The sequence below is a fragment of the Streptomyces sp. NBC_01294 genome (assembly GCF_035917235.1).
In the GTDB taxonomy this organism is placed as follows: Bacteria; Actinomycetota; Actinomycetes; order Streptomycetales; family Streptomycetaceae; genus Streptomyces; species Streptomyces caledonius.
Map to the genome: position 1 here is coordinate 6282569 of NZ_CP108423.1, position 22480 is coordinate 6305048.

A 22480-nucleotide genomic window follows, 5' to 3' on the forward strand; every position below is an offset into this window, starting at 1 on the left:
GGATGTTCGCCATCCCTAGACTCCCTGACGTCATGGGGGATTCTCGGGGGACTTAAGTGGGGCTGGAGTGCCGGAACTCGTACTGGAATTGAATGGAAGGACCTGGACGCTCGATCCGTCCAGGTCGTACTCGCTGGGGCGCGATCCCCAGGGAGACGTGGTGATCGACGACGCCCGCGTGTCGTGGCGGCATGCCACCATCACCTGGAACGGCCAGGGTTGGGGCATCGAGGACCACGGCAGCACCAACGGCACCTACGTGCACGGCGCCCGGGTCCAGCAGACCCAGCTCGTGCCCGGCACGCCGGTCCACCTGGGCAACGCGACCGACGGGCCGCGACTGAACCTGAGCGCCGCCGCCGCGCCGCAGCCGGCCGTGGCCCAGCAGGCCCCGGCGCAGGCGTACGCCCAGCCGCAGGCCCCGGCCTACCAGGCCCCGCAGCAGCAGCCCCAGCAGCAGGCCTGGGAGCAGCAGCAGAACCACGCGCAGCAGGCCCACTTCCCGCACCAGCAGGGCGGCGCCGCACCCCGCCCCGCGCAGGGCGCGGCGCCCGTCTACGGCGACCGCAGCCCGACGACGTTCCACCAGCTCTCGCTGGGTCACGTCATGCGGATCGGCCGTGCGCTGGAGAACGAACTGGTGGTCTCCGACCTCCAGGTCTCCCGCCACCACGCCGAGTTCCGCTCGATGCCGGGCGGCCGCTTCGAGATCCACGACCTCGGCAGCCACAACGGCACCTACGTCAACGGTCAGCCGCTGCCCAAGTCGGGCACCGCGCTGCTCGGCCCGAACGACATCGTCGGCGTCGGCCACTCGACGTTCCGGATCGTCGGCGACCGCCTCGAGGAGTTCGTCGACACCGGCGAGGTCTCCTTCTCGGCCCGCCACCTCACCGTCACGGTCGACGGCGGGAAGCAGATCCTGAAGGACGTCACCTTCGGCGTCCCGGAGAAGTCGCTGATCGGCGTCATCGGCCCGTCCGGCTCCGGCAAGTCCACCCTGCTCAAGGCGCTGACCGGCTACCGGCCCGCCGACCAGGGCGACGTCCTCTACGACAACCGCAACCTGTACAAGCAGTTCGCGGAGCTCCGCCAGCGCATCGGCCTGGTCCCGCAGGACGACATCCTGCACAAGGAGCTGAGGGTCAGCACCGCGCTGAAGTACGCGGCCAAGCTCCGCTTCCCCGGCGACACCGCCGAGTCCGAGCGCGCCGCCCGCATCAACGAGGTGCTGCGCGAGCTCAAGCTCGACATCCACAAGGACAAGAAGATCACCGCGCTCTCGGGTGGTCAGCGCAAGCGCGTCTCCGTGGCCCTGGAGCTGCTCACCAAGCCCTCGCTGATCTTCCTGGACGAGCCCACCTCCGGCCTCGACCCGGGCATGGACCGCGACGTCATGCAGCTGCTGCGCGGCCTCGCCGACGACGGCCGCACGGTCCTCGTCGTCACCCACTCGGTCGCCGAGCTGGCCATCTGCGACAAGCTGCTGGTCATGGCCCCGGGCGGTTCGGTCGCGTACTTCGGCCCGCCGGACGAGGCGCTGAACTTCTTCGGCTACACCACGTGGGCGGACGTCTTCTCGGCCTTCGAGAACTACCGCGACTACGACTGGGCCGGCCGCTGGAAGGGCTCCCAGCACTACCAGCTGTACGCCGCCGACATCGACGCCGTCGCCCCGCAGTCCGTCGCGATGCCGTCGCCGCAGCAGATGATGCCGCCCAAGCCCCAGGGCTGGGGCTCGCAGCTGTGGACGCTGATCCGCCGCTACGTCTCGGTGATCGCCTCCGACAAGGGCTTCATCGGCCTGATGCTGATCCTGCCCGCGGTCCTCGGCGTGGTCTCCACGGTCATCCCCGCGACTTTCGGCCTGGCCCCGCCGAAGCCGCCGTCCCAGTTCAACGGCGACGCCGGCACGATCATGCTGATCCTCGCGGTCGGCATGTGCTTCTCGGGCGCCGCCAACTCGGTCCGTGAGCTGATCAAGGAACGCGTCATCTACGAGCGGGAGCGCGCGACCGGCCTGTCCCGGTCCGCCTACCTCATGTCGAAGGTGATCGTCCTCGGCGTCATCACGGCCATCCAGGGCGTCGTCATCTGCGCGATCGGCTTCTTCCCGCGCGACCTGCCCGCCGAGGGCCTGCTGATGCCGCCGGCCGTCGAGCTGTGCCTGTCGGTCATCGCGCTCGGCTTCACCTCGATGATGTTCGGCCTGGTGATCTCCTCACTGGTGAAGACCGCCGAGAAGACCATGCCGCTGCTGGTCATGTTTGCGATCGTCCAGGTCGTCTTCACCGGCATCCTCTTCCAGGTCTACGACTCCCCGGGCCTGGAACAGTTCGCCTGGCTGATGCCGTCCCGCTGGGCCGTCGCCGCCGCCGGCACCACGCTGAACCTCGGCACGCTCATGCCACCGTGGGACCGTGACAACCCGACCAACACCGACCCGCTCTGGGACGCCACGGTCGGCCAGTGGAGCCTGAACATCACCGTCCTGCTGCTCATCGGCATCGCCTGCGGCTTCTTGGTGCAGCGCCTGCTGCGCCGCCACGAGCCCGAGGTCATGCGCGCGGGCAGGTAACGCGCAGCCAGCGGCAGGGACCGTACGCACGAAACGCCTCAGGGCGGCACCCGGAAAGTCCGGGTGCCGCCCTGAGGCGCATGGGGGCTGAGCTCGGGGTACGCCGCCGGCCTTAGTAGGCGCTGTTGACGTTGTCCATCGAGCCGTAGCGGTCGGCCGCGTAGTTGCAGGCGGCGACGATGTTGGCGACCGGGTCGTACTGGTCGAACTTGGTGCCCTTGACGTGGTACGCCTTGAAGGTCGGGAGGATGACCTGGAGCAGACCCTTGCTGGGGATGCCGTTCTGGGCGTTGATGTCCCAGTTGTTGATCGCCATCGGGTTGCCGCTGGACTCACGCATGATGTTCTTGTGGATTCCGGCGTAGGTGCCCGGAATGCCCTCCTTCTTCATGATGAAGAGGGCTTCCTTGATCCAGCCGTCCAGGTTGTTCGCGAAGACCGGGGTGCGGGCGGCAGACCGGCTGGCGGCCTCCTTCTTCTCGCGCTCCTTCTTCGCGGCGGCCTCGGCCTTGGCCTTGGCGGCGTCCTTCGCGTTCTTGTCCGCGACGACCTGCTGAACGGAGAGGTGCTGCTGCAGGGCCTTCGTCTGCACGCCGTCGACGACCTTGGTCCAGGCGACGGGGGCGGCGTTGACGGTCTCGGCCTCCACGGCGCCGGCCGGAACGAGGGAGAAGGCGAGCGCGGCGGCACTCAGGGTGGTGACGCCGGCAATGGACAGCTTGTGTGCCTTCGTCAGACGACTGTGACCGGGGGTGCGGGAAGCAGACATGGCGGGGCAACCTCTTCGAATAGCGGGAGCCGCAGGAACGCGCCGCGGGGATCTGGGATCAGCGGCGCTGTGCGACGAGGGCAATTCTTAGCGGTGGCAAAAACCTGTGGCAAAGGTGTGACGTACGAAGCTGCTTAGTGGATCACGCACGGGCGCCGAGGCCCGATTTCGGGCCTCGGCGCAAGGTACGAGGGTGCTGACAGGACCTTTACCCGTCCACTAGGGAGCTTCGTAAGTGACGTGGGTCCTATGCCCGGGCTCACATCGGGCACGTAACGGTTTCACCATGCGTTGCTGCCGCAATGCGATCAGTGACGGTTCTCATCCTTGAGTAGCAGATGGACATCCCCGAATTCGTGCCAGAGGCAGAGACGGGCCACCGCCTCGGCATACCCGAGCCGTACGGCGGCCCGCCCCGCGACCGCCTCCAGCATCAGCAGATGGGACGCCTCGGGCTCGTGCAGTCCGGTCAGCAGACCGTCCACCACCCGCACCCCGCGCTCCGGCGTCACCACCAGATCGGTCCACCCGCCGGCCGGGCGCACCAGCCCCTGAGCGTCCGCGGCCGACTCCAGGGCCCGCACCGCCGTGGTCCCCACCGCGATCACCCGGCCCCCGGCGGCCCGCGCCGCGTTCACCAGCCCCGCCGTCGTCGGGGACACCTCGTACCGCTCCGCGTACGGCGGCTCGTGCGCCTCCGGTGAGGACACCCCGGTGTGCAGGGTCAGCGGCGCGAACTGCACCCCGCGGCTCACCAGCCGCGCCACCAGCTCCGCCGTGAACGGCCGGCCCGCGCTCGGCATCTCCGCCGAGCCCGAGCCGTCGGCCGCCGGTACGGCGAACACCGTCTGGTAGGCCGACAGCGGCTGGTCCCGCTCCGTGTACGCGTACCGGATCGGCCGCCCGTGCGCCCGCAGCAGCGCCGGAACCCCGTACGGCGCGGGAAGCGGCCGCGCCCACCACAGCCGGTGGGCGCCCGGCGCCACGGGCTCCTCCAGGACGAGACGGCCCCCGTCCGGCAGCTCCACCACCGCCCCGGCCGGCCCCCCGGCGCGCGGCCGGGTCGTCCCCCGGCCGGCCGGGCCGCGCAGCTCCACCGCCCAGCGGCCCCCGTCGCCCCGGGTCGAGAAGTGCACCACCAGGTCCTCGCCGCCCAGCCGGGCGTCCACGGCCGCCGCCAGCGTGGCCGATGTGTTCACCACCAGCACGTCCCCGGCCCGCAGCAGCTCCGGAAGGTCCCGGAAGGCGCGCAGCGACACCTCCGCACTGCCCCGGGACACCAGCAGCCGCACCGCGTCCCGCCCCAGCCCCGGCCCGCGCTGCTCGGCGGGGACCCGGGCCAGCAGCTCCGGTGGAATGTCCGGTATGTGAATTCTGTCCCCTATATAGGGGACTGCTTCCCGCAGTGCCCGCCGCCCGCTCACCGCCCGGCCCCCGATCCCGTCTCCCGGACCGCCCCCGCGGCCGGGCCCTCGCCCGCCGGCTCCTCCGCCTGCCCCTCGCCCGCCCGCCCCTCGGCCGCCTGCCCCTCGCCCGCCAGTCCCTGCGCCGTGTACCGCCCGCTCGGCAGCGCCCCCTCCACGAGCCGCAGCAGCGCCGGGGCCACCTCCTCCGGCGCCGGCAGGCCCGTCAGGTCCTCCCCGGGCTCGGCCGCCGCCATCATCCGCGTCCGCATCGAGCCCGGATCCGCCCACCACACCCGCAGCCCCGGCTCCTCCACCGCCAGGACGGCCGACATCAGGTCCCCCGCCGCCTTGGTCGCCCCGTACGCCCCCCACGTCGCGTACGCCACCACCGCCGCGTCCGAGCTGATGTTCAGCACCGCCCCGGCCTCCGAGGCCCGCAACAGCGGCAGCGCCTCCTGGACCAGCCCCAGCGGCCCCACCACATTGACCTCGAACGCCTCGCGCAGCCCGTCCAGCGGATGGAGCTCCAGCGGCACCAACGGCTCCGCCCCCAGCACCCCGGCGTTGTTCACCAGCAGGTCCAGCCCGCCCAGCTCCCGCGCCGCGGCCACCAGCGCCGCCCGGTGGGCCCGCGAGGACACGTCCCCGGCCACGGCCACCACCCGCACCCCCGAGGCCCGCTCCAGCCCGCCGGCGGCCTCCTTCAGCGCCCCCTCGCCCCGCGCACCCAGCACCAGGTCCCAGCCGCGCGCCGCCAGCTCCCCGGCCAGCGCCCGGCCGAGCCCCCTGGACGCCCCCGTCACGATCGCCACCGACATGACAGCACCCCTCGTTCCCGTTCCGATCAGCAGATGCCCCCAACCTAGGAAGGGACCACCCGCCGCCGCGTCGGCCGCGAGCCCCACCCGCACGGGTCCGTTGGACCTACATCCACCGCCCGATCCCGCAGGTCACGGCCGCGGGTACGGTGTGCCCATGACCGGTAGCCCCCTGCCCGGCGGACCCCGCAGCGGCCTGGCAGCCGTGAGCACCGCGCTGCTCGCCATGAGCCGCCGCCTGGAGGTCCGCGACGTCCTGCGCACGATCGTCGTGTCGGCCCGCGAGCTCCTCGACGCCGAGTACGCGGCCCTGGGCGTCCCGGACGACCACGGCGGCTTCGCCCAGTTCGTCGTCGACGGCATCAGCGCGGAGCAGTGGCGCCGCATCGGCCCGCTGCCCCGCCAGCACGGCATCCTCGCCGCGATGCTCCACGAGGGCGGCCCCGAGCGCCTGGCCGACGTACGCGAGGACCCCCGCTTCGAGGGCTGGCCCGCCGCCCACCCCGAGATGTCCGACTTCCTCGGCATGCCCGTCCGGGACGGGGAGGAGACCCTCGGCGCCCTCTTCCTCGCGAACAAGCGCGGCCCGCACGGCTTCACGGACGAGGACCAGGAACTCCTCTCCCTCCTCGCCCAGCACGCGGCGATCGCCCTCACCAACGCCCGGCTCTACGAGCGCAGCCGCGAGCTCACCATCGCCGAGGAGCGCTCCCGGCTCGCCCACGAGCTGCACGACGCCGTCAGCCAGAAGCTCTTCTCGCTGCGCCTCACCGCCCAGGCCGCCGCCGCCCTCGTCGACCGCGACCCGGCCCGGGCCAAGGACGAGCTCCAGCAGGTGGCGGCCCTGGCCGCGGAGGCCGCCGACGAACTGCGCGCCGCCGTGACCGAGCTCCGCCCGGCCGCCCTGGACGAGGACGGCCTGATCGCCACCCTGCGCACGCACGCCCACGTACTGGACCGCGCCCACGCCGCGCACGTCACCTTCGCCTGCGACGGCGTACGGGCCCTGCCCGCGACCCAGGAGGAAGCGGTCCTGCGCGTCGCCCAGGAGGCCCTCCACAACGCCCTGCGCCACTCGGAGGGCGACCGGGTCGAGGTCACCCTGACCCGGACGCCCGCCGGGGGAGCGGTCCTCAAGGTCGTCGACTCCGGCAAGGGCTTCGACCCCCGCACCGTCCGCCGGGCCGGCCGCCACCTGGGTCTGGTCTCCATGCGCGACCGCGCGAGCGGCGTCGGCGGCCGGCTCACCGTGCACTCGGAGCCCGGTCAGGGCACCACGATCGAGATGGAGGTCCCCGGTGGCTGACAGTGGCGGCCGAAGCGGCATCCGCATCCGTGTCCTGCTGGTCGACGACCACCAGGTGGTCCGGCGCGGCCTGCGGACCTTCCTGGAGGTCCAGGACGACATCGAGGTGGTGGGCGAGGCCTCGGACGGCGAGGAGGGAATCGCCCGCGCCGAGGAGCTGCGGCCCGACGTGATCCTCATGGACATCAAGATGCCGGGCACCGACGGCATCGAGGCGCTGCGCAGGCTGCGGGAGCTGGCGAACCCCGCCCGGGTGCTGATCGTCACCAGCTTCACGGAGCAGCGGACCGTGGTCCCCGCCCTGCGGGCCGGCGCCGCGGGATACGTCTACAAGGACATCGACCCCGACGCCCTGGCCGGAGCCATCCGCTCCGTCCACGCCGGCCACGTCCTCCTCCAGCCGGAGGTGGCGGAGTCCCTGCTCTCCCAGGACGACCAGGGCCCCTCAGCCGGGCGGCCCGGCTCGCTGACCGACCGCGAACGCGAGGTCCTCGGCCTCATCGCGGACGGCCGCTCCAACCGCGAGATCGCCCGCGCCCTGGTCCTGTCCGAGAAGACGGTCAAGACGCACGTCTCGAACATCCTGATGAAGCTGGACCTTTCCGACCGGACTCAGGCCGCATTGTGGGCGGTCCGGCACGGAATCGCCGAGTAAGGGGCGTCATCGGATCGTCTCGTTCCGGACTGAGATTCATACGGTCGGGTGTATGTAGCCCACATGGCGTATCCCGATCGCGGGCCGGCCGTTCTCCATGGCGTGCCGCGACGGCTGGTCGCGGCAGACGTACTGGAGGACGAGAACGTGAAGAACTTCAAGAAGGCCGCAGCCGTCACCATGATCGCGGGCGGCCTCGTCGCCGCCGGCGCCGGTGTCTCCTCGGCGCACGGCGGTGCGTCGGCGGAGGGCGGGGCCTTGAACTCGCCGGGCGTGGCCTCCGGGAACCTGCTCCAGGTCCCCGTCCACGTCCCCGTGAACGTGGTGGGCAACACGGTCAACGTGATCGGCCTGCTCAACCCGGCCTTCGGCAACACGGGCGTGAACGCCTGACCCCGGCCGAACCCGCGGCCCCGCTTCCCCCTCTCCCCTGGAAGCGGGGCCGCTGCATTTCCGCCGCCTGCCCAGCCCGGCCGGGCGCAGCCAAATCCAGCCCCGCCGGCGTTTGAGGCGCGGGGTCCGGGGCGGAGCCCCAGGAGCGGGGCGCAGCCCCGTTCGGCCCGGCGCAGCCGCCCCGCACCGCCCACCGCCCCCGCGCGGCTAGCGCCCCCGCTCACGCTCCTCAACGGCCGAGTTGTATGCCGCGACCAGCGCCCGCCGAGCCACCCGCTCCACCGGCCGCAACACCTCCGCCCGCGCCGCCATCTCCGAGGCGGCCACCGCGCCCCCGTGCCCCTTCTCGTACGCCAGCGACACCATCAGGTCCACCCGCTGCGCCAGCGCCAGCACCCGCACCGCCCGCGCCGGATACCCCGGCGCCAGCGCGTCCCGTCCGGCCTCCGCCCGTGCCCGGTACGCCGACAGCGCCGCCTCCGCCACCGGCCCGGACCCCGCCACGTCCATCCGGGTCAGCGCCACGGTCGCCTCGCGCAGCGACTCCGCCAGCTCCCGCTCCGCCTCGCCCAGCGAGGGCACGTCCGCCGGCGGTGCCTCCCGTACCGGCAGCACGTGCCAGGTCACCGACACGTGGACGTCCCCGGCCGGCCCGGCCTCGGCCACCTCCGGCACCAGCCCCAGCGGCGCCCCCACCGAGACGACCGCCTCCTCGGCCTCCAGCGCCCGCGCGTTGAACTCCGCCGGCCCGCTCAGCCCCAGCGGATGCCCCGGCGCCGGCAGCGCCACGCGCAGCCCCGTCACCCCCAGCGCCCGGAGCCGGCCGAGCGCCAGGGTGAGACCGACCGGTCCCTCCTCACCCGGCAGCCCCTCCACCCGGTGCACGGCGTCCTCGCCCACGATCGACAACACGGCCTCGTCGGGCGAGACCAAACCGGCCAGCAGCGCGTTCCCCCAGGCGGCCAGCCGCCCTGAACGTGGTTCGAAAAGCATCCCCCCACTTTACGGATCGGCTCCGGCACCGGGCCCCGGCCCCGGACCCCTCCCGCAGTGGCGTAGGTTTTCCCCTGGGGCTGCGTCTACCGGCGCACTGCGAACCGTGACTGCAAGGGGTGACAACACGCTCATGAGCGATGTTCTGGAGCTGGTGGACGTATCCGTGGTCCGCGAGGGCCGGGCTCTGGTGGACCAGGTCTCCTGGTCGGTGAAGGAGGGGGAGCGCTGGGTGATCCTCGGCCCCAACGGCGCCGGCAAGACCACTCTGCTGAACCTCGCCTCCAGCTACCTCTTCCCCACCAAGGGCACTGCCACCATCCTCGGCAGCACCCTCGGCAAGGTCGACGTCTTCGAGCTGCGCCCCCGCATCGGCGTCGCCGGTATCGCGATGGCCGACAAGCTGCCCAAGCGGCAGACCGTCCTGCAGACCGTCCTCACCGCCGCCTACGGCATGACGGCGACCTGGCAGGAGGAGTACGAGGACATCGACGAGCAGCGCGCGCGCGCCTTCCTCGACCGCCTCGGCATGACCGACTACCTCGACCGGAAGTTCGGCACCCTCTCCGAGGGCGAGCGCAAGCGCACGCTGATCGCCCGCGCCCTGATGACCGACCCCGAGCTGCTGCTCCTCGACGAGCCCGCCGCCGGCCTGGACCTCGGCGGCCGCGAGGACCTCGTACGCCGTCTCGGCCGCCTGGCCCGCGACCCGCTCGCCCCCTCCATGGTGATGGTCACGCACCACGTCGAGGAGATCGCCCCCGGCTTCACCCACGTCCTGATGATCCGCCAGGGCAAGGTCGTCACCGCGGGCCCGATCGACCTCGAACTGACGTCCCGCAACCTCTCGCTGTGCTTCGGCCTCCCGCTGGTCGTCGAGCGCAACGGCAACGACCGCTGGACCGCACAGGGCCTGCCCCTCGGCTAGTACGGGTGCACCGCACCCTGTCCCGACCGCGCCCGCCCGACCTACCATGACCATGTGGACATCGACGCGTGGGTGTGGTGGCTCATCGGCGCGGTCGGACTGGGCATCCCGCTCGTCCTGACCGCGATGCCCGAGTTCGGCATGTTCGCCGTAGGGGCGGTCGCGGCCGCCGTCACGGCAGCCCTCGGCGGGGGAGTGGTGGCCCAAGTCCTGGTCTTCGTCGTCGTGTCGGTCGCGCTGATCGCCGTCGTACGGCCGATCGCCAACCGGCACCGCGATCAGCGCCCCCAACACCGCAGCGGCATCGACGCGTTGAGGGGCAGATCAGCCGTCGTCCTCGAACGCGTCGACGGCAGCGGCGGACGCATCAAGCTCGCCGGCGAGATCTGGTCCGCCCGCGCACTCGACACGGACACCAGTTTCGAACCCGGCCAGTCCGTGGACGTCGTGGAGATCGACGGGGCGACCGCCGTCGTGATGTGACAAGCAGCCTGCTCGCAGCCCCCGGGTCTGCGAGACTCCGCTCAACGGGGCAGCACAGACAGCCGGAAGGGCACGGGGAACCGCATGCAACCGATCATCATCGTCCTGATCATTCTGGTGGTTCTGGTCTTCATCGCACTGGTCAAGACGATCCAGGTGATCCCGCAGGCCAGCGCCGCCATCGTCGAGCGGTTCGGCCGCTACACCCGCACCCTCAACGCGGGCCTCAACATCGTCGTTCCGTTCATCGACTCGATCCGCAACCGGATCGACCTCCGCGAGCAGGTCGTCCCCTTCCCGCCGCAGCCCGTCATCACCCAGGACAACCTGGTCGTCAACATCGACACCGTCATCTACTACCAGGTGACCGACGCCCGCGCCGCCACGTACGAAGTCGCCAGCTACATCCAGGCGATCGAGCAGCTCACCGTCACCACCCTGCGCAACATCATCGGCGGCATGGACCTGGAGCGGACCCTCACCTCCCGCGAGGAGATCAACGCCGCCCTGCGCGGGGTCCTCGACGAGGCCACCGGCAAGTGGGGCATCCGCGTCAACCGCGTCGAGCTCAAGGCCATCGAGCCGCCGACCTCCATCCAGGACTCGATGGAGAAGCAGATGCGCGCCGACCGCGACAAGCGCGCCGCGATCCTCCAGGCCGAGGGTGTCCGGCAGTCCGAGATCCTGCGCGCCGAGGGTGAGAAGCAGTCCTCCATCCTGCGCGCCGAGGGTGACGCCAAGGCCGCCGCGCTGCGCGCCGAAGGTGAAGCGCAGGCCATCCGCACGGTGTTCGAGTCCATCCACGCCGGCGACGCCGACCAGAAGCTCCTCGCCTACCAGTACCTCCAGATGCTCCCGAAGCTCGCCGAAGGCGACGCCAACAAGCTCTGGATCGTGCCGAGCGAGATCGGCGACGCCCTCAAGGGCCTGTCCGGCGCCATGGGCAACTTCGGTCCGATGGGCGGCGGTTCGGGCTTCAACCCCGGGAACATCGGCAAGGACGGCGGCGGCATCCCCTCCGCACGCGACAAGGACTCCGCGGAGCGCCGCGAACAGCCCCCCATCGACTGACCGGCCATCCCCTCCTGCATGATCAGTGGGACCCCTCGACCTTCATGGCGGGGAGGCGACTCACTCATGCGAAGGGGATGGCACCGTCCATGTCCATCTGGGAATCACTCGCGATCTTCGCCGCCGGCATCGGCGCGGGCACGATCAACACCATCGTCGGCTCCGGCACCCTGATCACCTTCCCGGTGCTCCTGGCCACCGGCCTGCCACCGGTCACCGCCAACGTGTCCAACACCCTCGGCCTGGTGCCCGGTTCGATCAGCGGAGCCATCGGCTACCGCAAGGAGCTCCAAGGGCAGCGCGCCCGCATCCTGCGCCTCGGCTCCGTCTCCCTCGTCGGCGGACTCGCGGGCGCGGTACTGCTCCTCACCCTGCCGTCCGACTCCTTCGACACGATCGTGCCCGTCCTGATCGCACTGGCCCTCGTGCTCGTCGTCCTCCAGCCCCGGCTCGCCGCAGCCCTGCGCCGACGCCAGGAAGCCGCCGGAGGCGACACCGGCCACCCCGACGGCGGACCCGCCCTGCTCGGCGGCATGCTGTTCTCCAGCGCCTACGGCGGCTACTTCGGCGCCGCCCAAGGCGTTCTCTACCTCGGCCTGATGGGCCTGCTGCTCCGCGACGACCTGCAACGGATCAACGCCGTCAAGAACGTCATCGCCGCCCTGGTGAACGGCATCGCGGCCGTCCTCTTCCTCTTCGTCGCCGAGTTCGACTGGACGGCCGTCCTCCTGATCGCCGTCGGCTCCACCATCGGCGGCCAGATCGGAGCCAAGGTCGGCCGCCGGCTCTCGCCGACCGTCCTGCGCGCGGTCATCGTGACGGTCGGCATCCTCGCCATCGTCCAGCTGCTGGTCCGCTGAGCGACGTAGCAGAGTTACGTCGCCCAGCGCGGCCGACTACCCGGCGAGCGGGGATCCCCCTAGGCGGAGCGCTCCAGCCACTCCGGGAGCGCCTCCCGCCCGGCAACCCCCAGGGCCAGCAGCATGGCGTCCGCCGGAGACGGCACGAAGGGCCTGCGCAGGAGCGGCATCCCCGCCTCCTCCGGCGTCCGCGCCGCCTTGCGGTGGTTGTCCTCGGCACAGGAGGCCACCGTGTTCAGCCACGTGTCCCCACCCCCCTGGGCCCGGGGCAGCACGTGGTCCACGGTCGTCGCGCGCTTCCCGCAGTACGCGCACCGGTGCTGGTCCCGGACCAGCACCCCCCTCCGCGACCAGGGAGCATGTCTTCGGAAAGGCACCCGTACGTACCGGCAGAGCCTGATCACCCGGGGCATCGGAAGATCCATGGTGGCCGCACGCACACGCAGCTCGGGGTGCGACTGCTCGACGACGGCCTTGTCCTGGAGAACCAGGACCACAGCCCGGTTCAGGGTCACCGTCGACAGCGGCTCGAAGCTCGCATTCAGCACCAGCGTGTCCCGCATCTCGCCCACCTCCCGTGTGCAGGCCCGCGACCACACCGGCGGCAAGGCCCGCAACCACTCTGGCCGCGCGCGCCACGCGGGACAACGCAATAAAAATGCCCGGTCCTGGCCTTCTTTAGACCAGGACCGGGCAAACGCTCGGCGAAGATCAGCCCGCGGGCGCCTCGTACTCACCGACGAGCTGGGCACGCCCGAGGGTGTGGAAGCGCAGATTGAACCCGACGGCGGCCGGGGACGCATCGGCCCCGGGGCCGAGCTTCGCCTGATCCACCGCGTACACGGTGAAGACGTACCGGTGCCGTTCCCCGGCCGGCGGAGCCGCCCCGCCGAAGTCGTTGCTCCCGTAGTCGTTCCGCGCGTGCACGGCCCCGGCCGGCAGTCCCTCGAACTTCCCGCTGCCCGCCCCGGCCGGCAGCTCGGTGACCGAGGCCGGCAGATCGAAGAGCACCCAGTGCCAGAACCCGCTGCCCGTGGGCGCGTCCGGGTCGAAGCACGTCACCGCGAAGCTCTTCGTCCCCTCAGGGAAACCCTCCCACCGCAGCTGCGGCGAGACGTTCCCACCCGCGTGCACCTGCGCCTCGCCCAGATCGGCGCCCGGCGCGAGATCCGCGCTGGTGACGGTGAAGGCGTGCACCTCCGGGTGGAAGTCGTGCGGAAGAGGCGCCCTGCTCTGCTCGGTCACTGCTGACCCTCCTGATCGCTCGCGATTACCGGTCCGAGCCTAGGACCGGCTAGAGCCAGTTGCGCTGCGAACCGACGGACGCGATCCACTGGTTCAGGTACGCGACCCAGTCGGTCCCCTGGTACGACTGCAGACCCACCTGGAAGCAGCGGTATGTGTCGCTGCTCTCGCTGAACAGACCCGGCTTCTTGTCCATCTCCAGGACGACGTCCATCTCCCGGCCGTCCGAGATGAAGGTGAGCTCGACCTGGTTCAGCCCGCGGTACTGCGACGGCGGCAGGAACTCGATCTCCTGGTAGAAGGGCAGCGACTGGCGCGTCCCTCGGATGTGCCCGCGCTCCATGTCCGCACTGCGGAAGGAGAAACCGAGCTGCCGGAAGGCGTCGAGGATCGCCTGCTGCGCCGGCACCGGGTGCACGTTGATCGGGTCGAGGTCGCCCGCGTCCACCGCACGAGCGATCTCCAGCTCGGTGCTGACCCCGATGTTCATCCCGTGCAGGTGCTGACCCCCGAAGTGGGTGATCGGCGTCTCCCACGGGATCTCCAGCCCGAACGGCACCACGTGCAGCGCGCCGGCCTGCACCTGGAAGGCACCGCCCAGCCGCTGCTTGGTGAAGACGACGTCCTGCTTGTACTCCTGGTCCCCGCCCTCGACCTCGACCCGTGCCTGCAGCCCGACGGACAGCCCCTCGATCTGCTGCTCCACGGATCCGCCCTGGATCCGGACCTCGCCCTGGACGATCCCGCCCGGAACGACGTTCGGCTCGGTGATGACGGTGTCCACCGAAGCGCCACCGGCACCCAGGCTCGCGAACAGCTTCTTGAAGCCCATGCTCAAACTCCCCTTGAAACGATCTGGCGACTATGCCGCGACTACCCCTTACCAACGCGGAACCTTAGGCCCCGGTTGCAGGCGTACGCGTTCCACTACGCTCGACCGGATGAGCGCGCGCCCTGACCGTACGCCCCTGCCCAGGTCCTTCTTCGACCGCCCGGTCCTCACGGTGGCCCCGGACCTCCTCGGCCGCACCCTCGTCCGCCGTACCCCGGAAGGCCCCCTGGAACTGCGCATCACGGAGGTCGAGGCGTACGAGGGGGAGTCCGACCCGGGCTCCCACGCCTACCGCGGCCGCACCGCACGCAACGCATCGATGTTCGGTCCACCCGGACACGCGTACGTCTACTTCATCTACGGCATGTGGTTCAGCCTGAACCTGGTGTGCGGCCCGCCGGGCCACGCCGGCGGGGTCCTGGTGCGCGCGGGCGAGGTCACCGTCGGTGCCGACCTGGCCGCCAAACGTCGGGTTACAGCCAGAAACCCGAGAGAACTGGCCAAAGGCCCGGCCCGCCTGGCCACGGCCCTGGACGTCGACCGCTCCCTCGACGGCACCGACCTCTGCGCGGGCCCCGATTCCCCCTTGTCCCTCCTCACGGGCACCCCCACCTCGCCCGACCTGGTGAGCAGCGGCCCGCGCACGGGAGTCGGCGGAGCCGGCGCCACCCACCCGTACCGCTTCTGGCTCACCGACGACCCGACGGTGAGCCCGTACCGGGCCCACGCGCCACGCCGCCGCTCAACTTGACTCGGCCTGTCCGTGCGCCTAACGTAGCCCGAGCCGCTTGAACGGGGCACTGCTGTCAGCAGACCCCCAGAGCGGCCAACCCACTACCTACGACTTACCCCTGGCGGGGTCCTATTCGGCATGCCCGAATTCCCGGCCGGTGGCTCGATTATGAGCCACAAGAGATAAGCGCTAATGTGGTGGAGCGCCGAAAGGCAAAGACCCCCAACGGTCACTGAATTCAAATCCAAGCCGGAAACGGCGCGGAAATGATCTGGTAGAGTTGGAAACGCAAGAACAGAACGAAAGCCCGGAGGAAAGCCCCAGCGAATGTAGCTGCGGGTGAGTACAAAGGAAGCGTCCGTTCCTTGAGAACTCAACAGCGTGCCAAAAATCAACGCCAAAAGTTGATACCCCGTCCATTTCGGTGGATGAGGTTCCTTTGAAAAAGACCTGCGGGGTCGTCTTCGGACGGTACCTGTAGGCAATTACACAGCGAGGACGTTGTGGCGCGTCGGTCTTATTCCGACCTGACGTGCCCGCTCTAAGTGATGTGTGCACCCGATTACGGGTAAACATTCATGGAGAGTTTGATCCTGGCTCAGGACGAACGCTGGCGGCGTGCTTAACACATGCAAGTCGAACGATGAAGCCCTTCGGGGTGGATTAGTGGCGAACGGGTGAGTAACACGTGGGCAATCTGCCCTTCACTCTGGGACAAGCCCTGGAAACGGGGTCTAATACCGGATACCACTCCTGCCCGCATGGGTAGGAGTTGAAAGCTCCGGCGGTGAAGGATGAGCCCGCGGCCTATCAGCTTGTTGGTGGGGTAATGGCCCACCAAGGCGACGACGGGTAGCCGGCCTGAGAGGGCGACCGGCCACACTGGGACTGAGACACGGCCCAGACTCCTACGGGAGGCAGCAGTGGGGAATATTGCACAATGGGCGAAAGCCTGATGCAGCGACGCCGCGTGAGGGATGACGGCCTTCGGGTTGTAAACCTCTTTCAGCAGGGAAGAAGCGAAAGTGACGGTACCTGCAGAAGAAGCGCCGGCTAACTACGTGCCAGCAGCCGCGGTAATACGTAGGGCGCAAGCGTTGTCCGGAATTATTGGGCGTAAAGAGCTCGTAGGCGGCTTGTCACGTCGGATGTGAAAGCCCGAGGCTTAACCTCGGGTCTGCATTCGATACGGGCTAGCTAGAGTGTGGTAGGGGAGATCGGAATTCCTGGTGTAGCGGTGAAATGCGCAGATATCAGGAGGAACACCGGTGGCGAAGGCGGATCTCTGGGCCATTACTGACGCTGAGGAGCGAAAGCGTGGGGAGCGAACAGGATTAGATACCCTGGTAGTCCACGCCGTAAACGTTGGGAACTAGGTGTTGGCGACATTCCACGTCGTCGGTGCCGCAGCTAACGCATTAAGTTCCCCGCCTGGGGAGTACGGCCGCAAGGCTAAAACTCAAAGGAATTGACGGGGGCCCGCACAAGCAGCGGAGCATGTGGCTTAATTCGACGCAACGCGAAGAACCTTACCAAGGCTTGACATATACCGGAAAGCATTAGAGATAGTGCCCCCCTTGTGGTCGGTATACAGGTGGTGCATGGCTGTCGTCAGCTCGTGTCGTGAGATGTTGGGTTAAGTCCCGCAACGAGCGCAACCCTTGTCCTGTGTTGCCAGCATGCCCTTCGGGGTGATGGGGACTCACAGGAGACCGCCGGGGTCAACTCGGAGGAAGGTGGGGACGACGTCAAGTCATCATGCCCCTTATGTCTTGGGCTGCACACGTGCTACAATGGCCGGTACAATGAGCTGCGATACCGTGAGGTGGAGCGAATCTCAAAAAGCCGGTCTCAGTTCGGATTGGGGTCTGCAACTCGACCCCATGAAGTCGGAGTTGCTAGTAATCGCAGATCAGCATTGCTGCGGTGAATACGTTCCCGGGCCTTGTACACACCGCCCGTCACGTCACGAAAGTCGGTAACACCCGAAGCCGGTGGCCCAACCCGTAAGGGAGGGAGCTGTCGAAGGTGGGACTGGCGATTGGGACGAAGTCGTAACAAGGTAGCCGTACCGGAAGGTGCGGCTGGATCACCTCCTTTCTAAGGAGCACAGTACCGATTGCAGACAAACGTTCTGCACGGTCAGCTCAGGGTGGAACGTTGATTAGTTGGCACGGTTTCTGAAACCTCCTGTGAGTACTGCTTCGGCGTGGAAAACAGCGATGGTGGACGGGATCGTGCCTGGCACGTTGTTGGGTCCTGAAGGTACGGCCGTAAGGTCATGTCTTCAGTGCCGGCCCCAGTGAACTCATCGGTTTGTCCGGTGGGGTGGTGGGTGGCTGGTCGTTGTTTGAGAACTACACAGTGGACGCGAGCATCTGTGGCCAAGTTTTTAAGGGCGCACGGTGGATGCCTTGGCACCAGGAACCGATGAAGGACGTGAGAGGCCGCGATAGGCCCCGGGGAGCTGCCAACTGAGCTTTGATCCGGGGGTGTCCGAATGGGGAAACCCGGCAGTCGTCATGGGCTGTCACCCACTGCTGAACACATAGGCAGTGTGGAGGGAACGCGGGGAAGTGAAACATCTCAGTACCCGCAGGAAGAGAAAACAACCGTGATTCCGGGAGTAGTGGCGAGCGAAACCGGATGAGGCCAAACCGTATGCGTGTGATACCCGGCAGGGGTTGCGCATGCGGGGTTGTGGGAATTCTTTTGATCGGTCTGCCGGCCGGTCGGCGAGTCAGAAACCGTTGATGTAGTCGAAGGACATGCGAAAGGTCCGGCGTAGAGGGTAAGACCCCCGTAGACGAAACATCAGCGGCTTGCTTAAGAATCTCCCAAGTAGCACGGGGCCCGAGAAATCCCGTGTGAATCTGGCGGGACCACCCGCTAAGCCTAAATATTCCCTGGTGACCGATAGCGGATAGTACCGTGAGGGAATGGTGAAAAGTACCGCGGGAGCGGAGTGAAATAGTACCTGAAACCGTGTGCCTACAAGCCGTGGGAGCGTCGCCGTTGTTCTTCGGAACAACGGTCGTGACTGCGTGCCTTTTGAAGAATGAGCCTGCGAGTTAGCGGTGTGTAGCGAGGTTAACCCGTGTGGGGAAGCCGTAGCGAAAGCGAGTCCGAATAGGGCGATTGAGTTGCACGCTCTAGACCCGAAGCGGAGTGATCTAGCCATGGGCAGGTTGAAGCGGAGGTAAGACTTCGTGGAGGACCGAACCCACCAGGGTTGAAAACCTGGGGGATGACCTGTGGTTAGGGGTGAAAGGCCAATCAAACTCCGTGATAGCTGGTTCTCCCCGAAATGCATTTAGGTGCAGCGTCACGTGTTTCTTGCCGGAGGTAGAGCACTGGATAGGCGATGGGCCCTACCGGGTTACTGACCTTAGCCAAACTCCGAATGCCGGTAAGTGAGAGCGTGGCAGTGAGACTGTGGGGGATAAGCTCCATGGTCGAGAGGGAAACAGCCCAGAGCATCGACTAAGGCCCCTAAGCGTACGCTAAGTGGGAAAGGATGTGGAGTCGCAGAGACAACCAGGAGGTTGGCTTAGAAGCAGCCACCCTTGAAAGAGTGCGTAATAGCTCACTGGTCAAGTGATTCCGCGCCGACAATGTAGCGGGGCTCAAGCGTACCGCCGAAGTCGTGTCATTGCAGCAATAGGGCCAACGCCCGCTGTGATGGGTAGGGGAGCGTCGTGTGCCGGGTGAAGCAGCAGCGGAAGCTAGTTGTGGACGGTTCACGAGTGAGAATGCAGGCATGAGTAGCGATACACACGTGAGAAACGTGTGCGCCGATTGACTAAGGGTTCCTGGGTCAAGCTGATCTGCCCAGGGTAAGTCGGGACCTAAGGCGAGGCCGACAGGCGTAGTCGATGGACAACCGGTTGATATTCCGGTACCCGCTTTGAAACGCCCAATATCGAATCCTCTAATGCTAAGGCCGTGAAGCCGTTCCGGAGCCTTCGGGCAAGGGAAAGTGGTGGAGCCGCCGATCCAAGGTGGTAGTAGGTAAGCGATGGGGTGACGCAGGAAGGTAGTCCAGCCCGGGCGGTGGTTGTCCCGGGGTAAGGGTGTAGGCCGAGGGGTAGGCAAATCCGTCCCTCATATAAGGCTGAGACCTGATGCCGAGCCGATTGTGGTGAAGTGGATGATCCTATGCTGTCGAGAAAAGCCTCTAGCGAGTTTCATGGCGGCCCGTACCCTAAACCGACTCAGGTGGTCAGGTAGAGAATACCGAGGCGTTCGGGTGAACTATGGTTAAGGAACTCGGCAAAATGCCCCCGTAACTTCGGGAGAAGGGGGGCCATCACTGGTGATCGGATTTACTCCGTGAGCTGGGGGTGGCCGCAGAGACCAGCGAGAAGCGACTGTTTACTAAAAACACAGGTCCGTGCGAAGCCGTAAGGCGATGTATACGGACTGACGCCTGCCCGGTGCTGGAACGTTAAGGGGACCGGTTAGTGCGCTTTCGGGCGTGCGAAGCTGAGAACTTAAGCGCCAGTAAACGGCGGTGGTAACTATAACCATCCTAAGGTAGCGAAATTCCTTGTCGGGTAAGTTCCGACCTGCACGAATGGCGTAACGACTTCTCGACTGTCTCAACCATAGGCCCGGTGAAATTGCACTACGAGTAAAGATGCTCGTTTCGCGCAGCAGGACGGAAAGACCCCGGGACCTTTACTATAGTTTGATATTGGTGTTCGGTTCGGCTTGTGTAGGATAGGTGGGAGACTTTGAAACCCCAACGCCAGTTGGGGTGGAGTCGTCGTTGAAATACCACTCTGGTCGTGCTGGATGTCTAACCTCGGTCCGTGATCCGGATCAGGGACAGTGTCTGATGGGTAGTTTAACTGGGGCGGTTGCCTCCCAAAGAGTAACGGAGGCGCCCAAAGGTTCCCTCAGCCTGGTTGGCAATCAGGTGTTGAGTGTAAGTGCACAAGGGAGCTTGACTGTGAGACCGACGGGTCGAGCAGGGACGAAAGTCGGGACTAGTGATCCGGCGGTGGCTTGTGGAAGCGCCGTCGCTCAACGGATAAAAGGTACCCCGGGGATAACAGGCTGATCTTCCCCAAGAGTCCATATCGACGGGATGGTTTGGCACCTCGATGTCGGCTCGTCGCATCCTGGGGCTGGAGTCGGTCCCAAGGGTTGGGCTGTTCGCCCATTAAAGCGGTACGCGAGCTGGGTTTAGAACGTCGTGAGACAGTTCGGTCCCTATCCGCTGTGCGCGTAGGAATATTGAGAAGGGCTGTCCCTAGTACGAGAGGACCGGGACGGACGAACCTCTGGTGTGCCAGTTGTCCTGCCAAGGGCATGGCTGGTTGGCTACGTTCGGGAGGGATAACCGCTGAAAGCATCTAAGCGGGAAGCCTGCTTCAAGATGAGTATTCCCACCTCCTTGAGAGGGTAAGGCTCCCAGTAGACGACTGGGTTGATAGGCCAGATGTGGAAGCCCGGTAACGGGTGAAGCTGACTGGTACTAATAGGCCGAGGGCTTGTCCTCAGTTGCTCGCGTCCACTGTGTTAGTTCTGAAGCAACGAACAGTTGCTGGTTTCTAGAGCTAGAACATAACTACAAAGTGTGCTTGTTCGCTCGAAACCGATAGGGTTTCGGTGGTCATAGCGTTAGGGAAACGCCCGGTTACATTCCGAACCCGGAAGCTAAGCCTTTCAGCGCCGATGGTACTGCAGGGGGGACCCTGTGGGAGAGTAGGACGCCGCCGAACAATCTTTCAAAGGACCCTTGGTCCAGCGTTCAACGCTGGACCAAGGGTCCTTTTTTGTTTTTACCTCTTTACGCCGAAGCGCGGCCATGGGTTGGTTGCGCGAGAATGACTAGCGGTACCCCGAAGACAGGAGTCACACCCATGTCCAACTCTCCCGACGATCGTCCGGAGCGCGAGCCTCGGCGCAACGACGGCGGTGACAGGGGCGGCTACCGCGGGGGCCGTGACGACCGTGGTGGCGACCGTCCGCCGTTCCGTCGTGACGACCGTGGTGGTCGCCCGGCAGGCGCCGGCGGCGGTTTCCGTCGCGATGACCGTGGTGGGCGTCCCGCCGGTGCTGGTGGCGACCGTCCCTCCTACCCGCGTCGTGATGACCGCGGTGGCGACCGCCCCAGCTACCCCCGCCGTGACGACGACCGTGGTGGTCGTCCCTCCGGTGACCGTCCCTCCGGTGGCGGCGGCGGTTTCCGCCGCGATGACCGTGGTGGCGACCGTCCCAGCTTCCCGCGTCGTGACGACCGTGGCGACCGCCCCTCCGGCGGTGGCGGCGGCTTCCGCCGCGATGACCGTGGTGACCGTCCCTCCGGTGGTGGCGGCGGCTTCCGCCGTGACGACCGTGGTGGGCGTCCTGCCGGCGCTGGTGGCGACCGTCCCTCTTACCCGCGTCGTGATGACCGCGGTGGCGACCGTCCGTCCTACCCCCGTCGCGATGACGACCGCGGTGGTTTCCGTGGCGGCCGTGACGACCGTGGCGGCGACCGTCCGTCCTACCCCCGTCGCGATGACCGTGGCGACCGCCCTTCCGGCGGCGACCGTCCGTCGTACCCGCGTCGTGACGACCGTGGTGACCGTCCCTCCGGTGGTGGCGGCGGTTTCCGTCGTGACGACCGTGGCGGCGACCGTCCGAGCTTCCCGCGTCGTGACGACCGTGGCGACCGCCCCTCCGGTGGCGACCGCCCGTCCTACCCGCGTCGTGATGACCGTGGTGACCGTCCCTCCGGTGGTGGCGGCGGTTTCCGTCGTGACGACCGCGGTGGCGACCGTCCGTCGTACCCCCGTCGTGATGACCGTGGCGACCGTCCCTCCGGTGGTGGCGGCGGTTTCCGTCGTGACGACCGTGGCGGCGACCGTCCGTCCTACCCGCGTCGCGATGACCGCGGTGGCGACCGTCCGTCGTACCCCCGTCGGGATGACGACCGCGGTGGTTTCCGTGGCGGCCGTGACGACCGTGGTGGCGACCGTCCGTCGTACCCGCGTCGTGACGACCGTGGTGACCGTCCCTCGGGTGGTGGCGGCGGTTTCCGTCGTGACGACCGTGGTGGCGACCGTCCGAGCTTCCCGCGTCGTGACGACCGTGGCGACCGCCCCTCCGGTGGCGACCGTCCGTCGTACCCGCGTCGTGATGACCGTGGTGACCGTCCCTCGGGTGGTGGCGGCGGTTTCCGCCGTGACGACCGCGGTGGCGACCGTCCGTCGTACCCCCGCCGTGATGACGACCGTGGTGGTTTCCGCGGTGGCCGTGACGACCGTGGCGGCGACCGCCCGGCCTACCCCCGTCGTGACGACCGGGGTGGCGACCGTGGCGGGTTCCGTGGCGGCCGTGACGATCGCGGTGGTGACCGTGGTGGCTACCGTGGTCGCGATGACCGTGGCGGCGACCGTCCTGAGTACCGCTCCGACC

Annotated in this window: 16 protein-coding genes, 3 rRNA genes and 1 pseudogene; 13 read left to right on the plus strand and 7 right to left on the minus strand. The window is 67.8% G+C overall.

What is annotated here, in order from left to right; genetic code table 11:
- Positions 1-67 precede the first annotated feature (67 nt).
- On the plus strand, positions 68-2578 hold the full coding sequence (locus OG534_RS28415; RefSeq protein WP_326591745.1) for an ABC transporter ATP-binding protein/permease: 2511 nt from the start codon (positions 68-70) through the stop codon (positions 2576-2578).
- A gap of 112 nt (positions 2579-2690) precedes the next feature.
- Here OG534_RS28415 and OG534_RS28420 read toward each other — a convergent pair whose 3' ends face one another.
- The 3 genes from OG534_RS28420 to OG534_RS28430 form a co-directional block, all read right to left on the minus strand.
- A complete protein-coding gene (locus OG534_RS28420) occupies positions 2691-3347 on the minus strand; it encodes a transglycosylase SLT domain-containing protein (RefSeq protein WP_326591746.1) in 657 nt (218 codons plus the stop codon).
- A 308-nt stretch (positions 3348-3655) separates the two neighbouring features.
- Positions 3656-4705, minus strand: a complete 1050-nt coding sequence (locus OG534_RS28425; protein WP_442807247.1) for an S-adenosylmethionine:tRNA ribosyltransferase-isomerase — start codon at positions 4703-4705, stop codon at positions 3656-3658.
- A gap of 62 nt (positions 4706-4767) precedes the next feature.
- Positions 4768-5571 carry an SDR family NAD(P)-dependent oxidoreductase gene (locus OG534_RS28430; protein WP_326591747.1) on the minus strand — a complete coding sequence of 268 codons (804 nt, stop codon included), beginning with the start codon at positions 5569-5571 and terminating at the stop codon, positions 4768-4770.
- Between the two features lie 172 nt (positions 5572-5743).
- Between OG534_RS28430 and OG534_RS28435 the strand changes: the two genes are divergently transcribed.
- The 3 genes from OG534_RS28435 to OG534_RS28445 all read left to right on the plus strand — a co-directional run bounded on the left by OG534_RS28435 (position 5744) and on the right by OG534_RS28445 (position 7925).
- Complete coding sequence (locus OG534_RS28435; protein WP_326593912.1) at positions 5744-6877, plus strand: GAF domain-containing sensor histidine kinase; 1134 nt, start codon at positions 5744-5746, stop codon at positions 6875-6877.
- Positions 6870-7532 (plus strand): response regulator transcription factor, encoded by a 663-nt coding sequence (locus OG534_RS28440; protein WP_326591749.1) that lies wholly within the window; start codon positions 6870-6872, stop codon positions 7530-7532. The genes OG534_RS28435 and OG534_RS28440 overlap by 8 nt, the downstream gene beginning before the upstream one ends.
- A gap of 147 nt (positions 7533-7679) precedes the next feature.
- Positions 7680-7925 (plus strand): chaplin, encoded by a 246-nt coding sequence (locus tag OG534_RS28445; protein WP_326593913.1) that lies wholly within the window; start codon positions 7680-7682, stop codon positions 7923-7925.
- A 207-nt stretch (positions 7926-8132) separates the two neighbouring features.
- Here the strand turns inward: OG534_RS28445 and OG534_RS28450 are convergent, their stop codons facing one another.
- Positions 8133-8918, minus strand: coding sequence for a hypothetical protein (locus OG534_RS28450; RefSeq protein ID WP_326591751.1), 786 nt, complete (start codon positions 8916-8918; stop codon positions 8133-8135).
- A 133-nt stretch (positions 8919-9051) separates the two neighbouring features.
- Between OG534_RS28450 and OG534_RS28455 the strand changes: the two genes are divergently transcribed.
- From OG534_RS28455 to OG534_RS28470, 4 genes are all read left to right on the plus strand, one after another.
- The gene (locus tag OG534_RS28455) at positions 9052-9846 is read left to right on the plus strand and encodes an ABC transporter ATP-binding protein (RefSeq protein ID WP_326591753.1); all 795 of its coding nucleotides are present in this window, start codon (positions 9052-9054) and stop codon (positions 9844-9846) included.
- A gap of 54 nt (positions 9847-9900) precedes the next feature.
- Positions 9901-10329 carry an NfeD family protein gene (locus OG534_RS28460; RefSeq protein ID WP_326591755.1) on the plus strand — a complete coding sequence of 143 codons (429 nt, stop codon included), beginning with the start codon at positions 9901-9903 and terminating at the stop codon, positions 10327-10329.
- A gap of 84 nt (positions 10330-10413) precedes the next feature.
- The gene (locus tag OG534_RS28465) at positions 10414-11400 is read left to right on the plus strand and encodes an SPFH domain-containing protein (protein WP_326591756.1); all 987 of its coding nucleotides are present in this window, start codon (positions 10414-10416) and stop codon (positions 11398-11400) included.
- 89 nt (positions 11401-11489) lie between these two features.
- On the plus strand, positions 11490-12260 hold the full coding sequence (locus tag OG534_RS28470; protein ID WP_326591757.1) for a sulfite exporter TauE/SafE family protein: 771 nt from the start codon (positions 11490-11492) through the stop codon (positions 12258-12260).
- A gap of 59 nt (positions 12261-12319) precedes the next feature.
- Here OG534_RS28470 and OG534_RS28475 read toward each other — a convergent pair whose 3' ends face one another.
- The 3 genes from OG534_RS28475 to OG534_RS28485 all read right to left on the minus strand — a co-directional run bounded on the left by OG534_RS28475 (position 12320) and on the right by OG534_RS28485 (position 14337).
- The gene (locus OG534_RS28475; protein WP_301372004.1) at positions 12320-12823 is read right to left on the minus strand and encodes an HNH endonuclease; all 504 of its coding nucleotides are present in this window, start codon (positions 12821-12823) and stop codon (positions 12320-12322) included.
- A 148-nt stretch (positions 12824-12971) separates the two neighbouring features.
- Entirely contained in the window at positions 12972-13505 is a 534-nt protein-coding gene (locus OG534_RS28480; RefSeq protein WP_326591759.1) for a YbhB/YbcL family Raf kinase inhibitor-like protein, read from the minus strand.
- A gap of 49 nt (positions 13506-13554) precedes the next feature.
- Positions 13555-14337 carry a sporulation protein gene (locus OG534_RS28485; protein WP_326591760.1) on the minus strand — a complete coding sequence of 261 codons (783 nt, stop codon included), beginning with the start codon at positions 14335-14337 and terminating at the stop codon, positions 13555-13557.
- A gap of 109 nt (positions 14338-14446) precedes the next feature.
- Here OG534_RS28485 and OG534_RS28490 point away from each other — a divergent pair, with 109 nt between their 5' ends.
- From OG534_RS28490 to OG534_RS38730, 5 genes and pseudogenes are all read left to right on the plus strand, one after another.
- Positions 14447-15088 (plus strand): DNA-3-methyladenine glycosylase, encoded by a 642-nt coding sequence (locus OG534_RS28490; RefSeq protein WP_326591762.1) that lies wholly within the window; start codon positions 14447-14449, stop codon positions 15086-15088.
- A 557-nt stretch (positions 15089-15645) separates the two neighbouring features.
- A 16S ribosomal RNA gene (locus OG534_RS28495) occupies positions 15646-17170 on the plus strand.
- 282 nt (positions 17171-17452) lie between these two features.
- Positions 17453-20576: ribosomal RNA gene (locus OG534_RS28500) — 23S ribosomal RNA — on the plus strand.
- 106 nt (positions 20577-20682) lie between these two features.
- A 5S ribosomal RNA gene (gene rrf / locus OG534_RS28505) occupies positions 20683-20799 on the plus strand.
- Together the 16S, 23S and 5S rRNA genes form the textbook arrangement of a ribosomal RNA operon.
- A 768-nt stretch (positions 20800-21567) precedes the next feature.
- Positions 21568-22332: pseudogene (locus tag OG534_RS38730) on the plus strand (tetratricopeptide repeat protein); the annotation flags it as partial.
- Between the last annotated feature and the right edge of the window lie 148 nt (positions 22333-22480).

Bases quoted from the DNA above. Each gene is read 5' to 3' on its own strand.
- OG534_RS28420 (WP_326591746.1), bottom strand. From the start codon at position 3,347: ATGTCTGCTTCCCGCACCCCCGGTCACAGTCGTCTGACGAAGGCACAC.
- OG534_RS28430 (WP_326591747.1), bottom strand. From the start codon at position 5,571: ATGTCGGTGGCGATCGTGACGGGGGCGTCCAGGGGGCTCGGCCGGGCG.
- OG534_RS28450 (WP_326591751.1), bottom strand. From the start codon at position 8,918: ATGCTTTTCGAACCACGTTCAGGGCGGCTGGCCGCCTGGGGGAACGCG.
- OG534_RS28455 (WP_326591753.1), top strand. From the start codon at position 9,052: ATGAGCGATGTTCTGGAGCTGGTGGACGTATCCGTGGTCCGCGAGGGC.
- OG534_RS28465 (WP_326591756.1), top strand. From the start codon at position 10,414: ATGCAACCGATCATCATCGTCCTGATCATTCTGGTGGTTCTGGTCTTC.
- OG534_RS28470 (WP_326591757.1), top strand. From the start codon at position 11,490: ATGTCCATCTGGGAATCACTCGCGATCTTCGCCGCCGGCATCGGCGCG.
- OG534_RS28475 (WP_301372004.1), bottom strand. From the start codon at position 12,823: ATGCGGGACACGCTGGTGCTGAATGCGAGCTTCGAGCCGCTGTCGACG.
- OG534_RS28485 (WP_326591760.1), bottom strand. From the start codon at position 14,337: ATGGGCTTCAAGAAGCTGTTCGCGAGCCTGGGTGCCGGTGGCGCTTCG.
- OG534_RS28490 (WP_326591762.1), top strand. From the start codon at position 14,447: ATGAGCGCGCGCCCTGACCGTACGCCCCTGCCCAGGTCCTTCTTCGAC.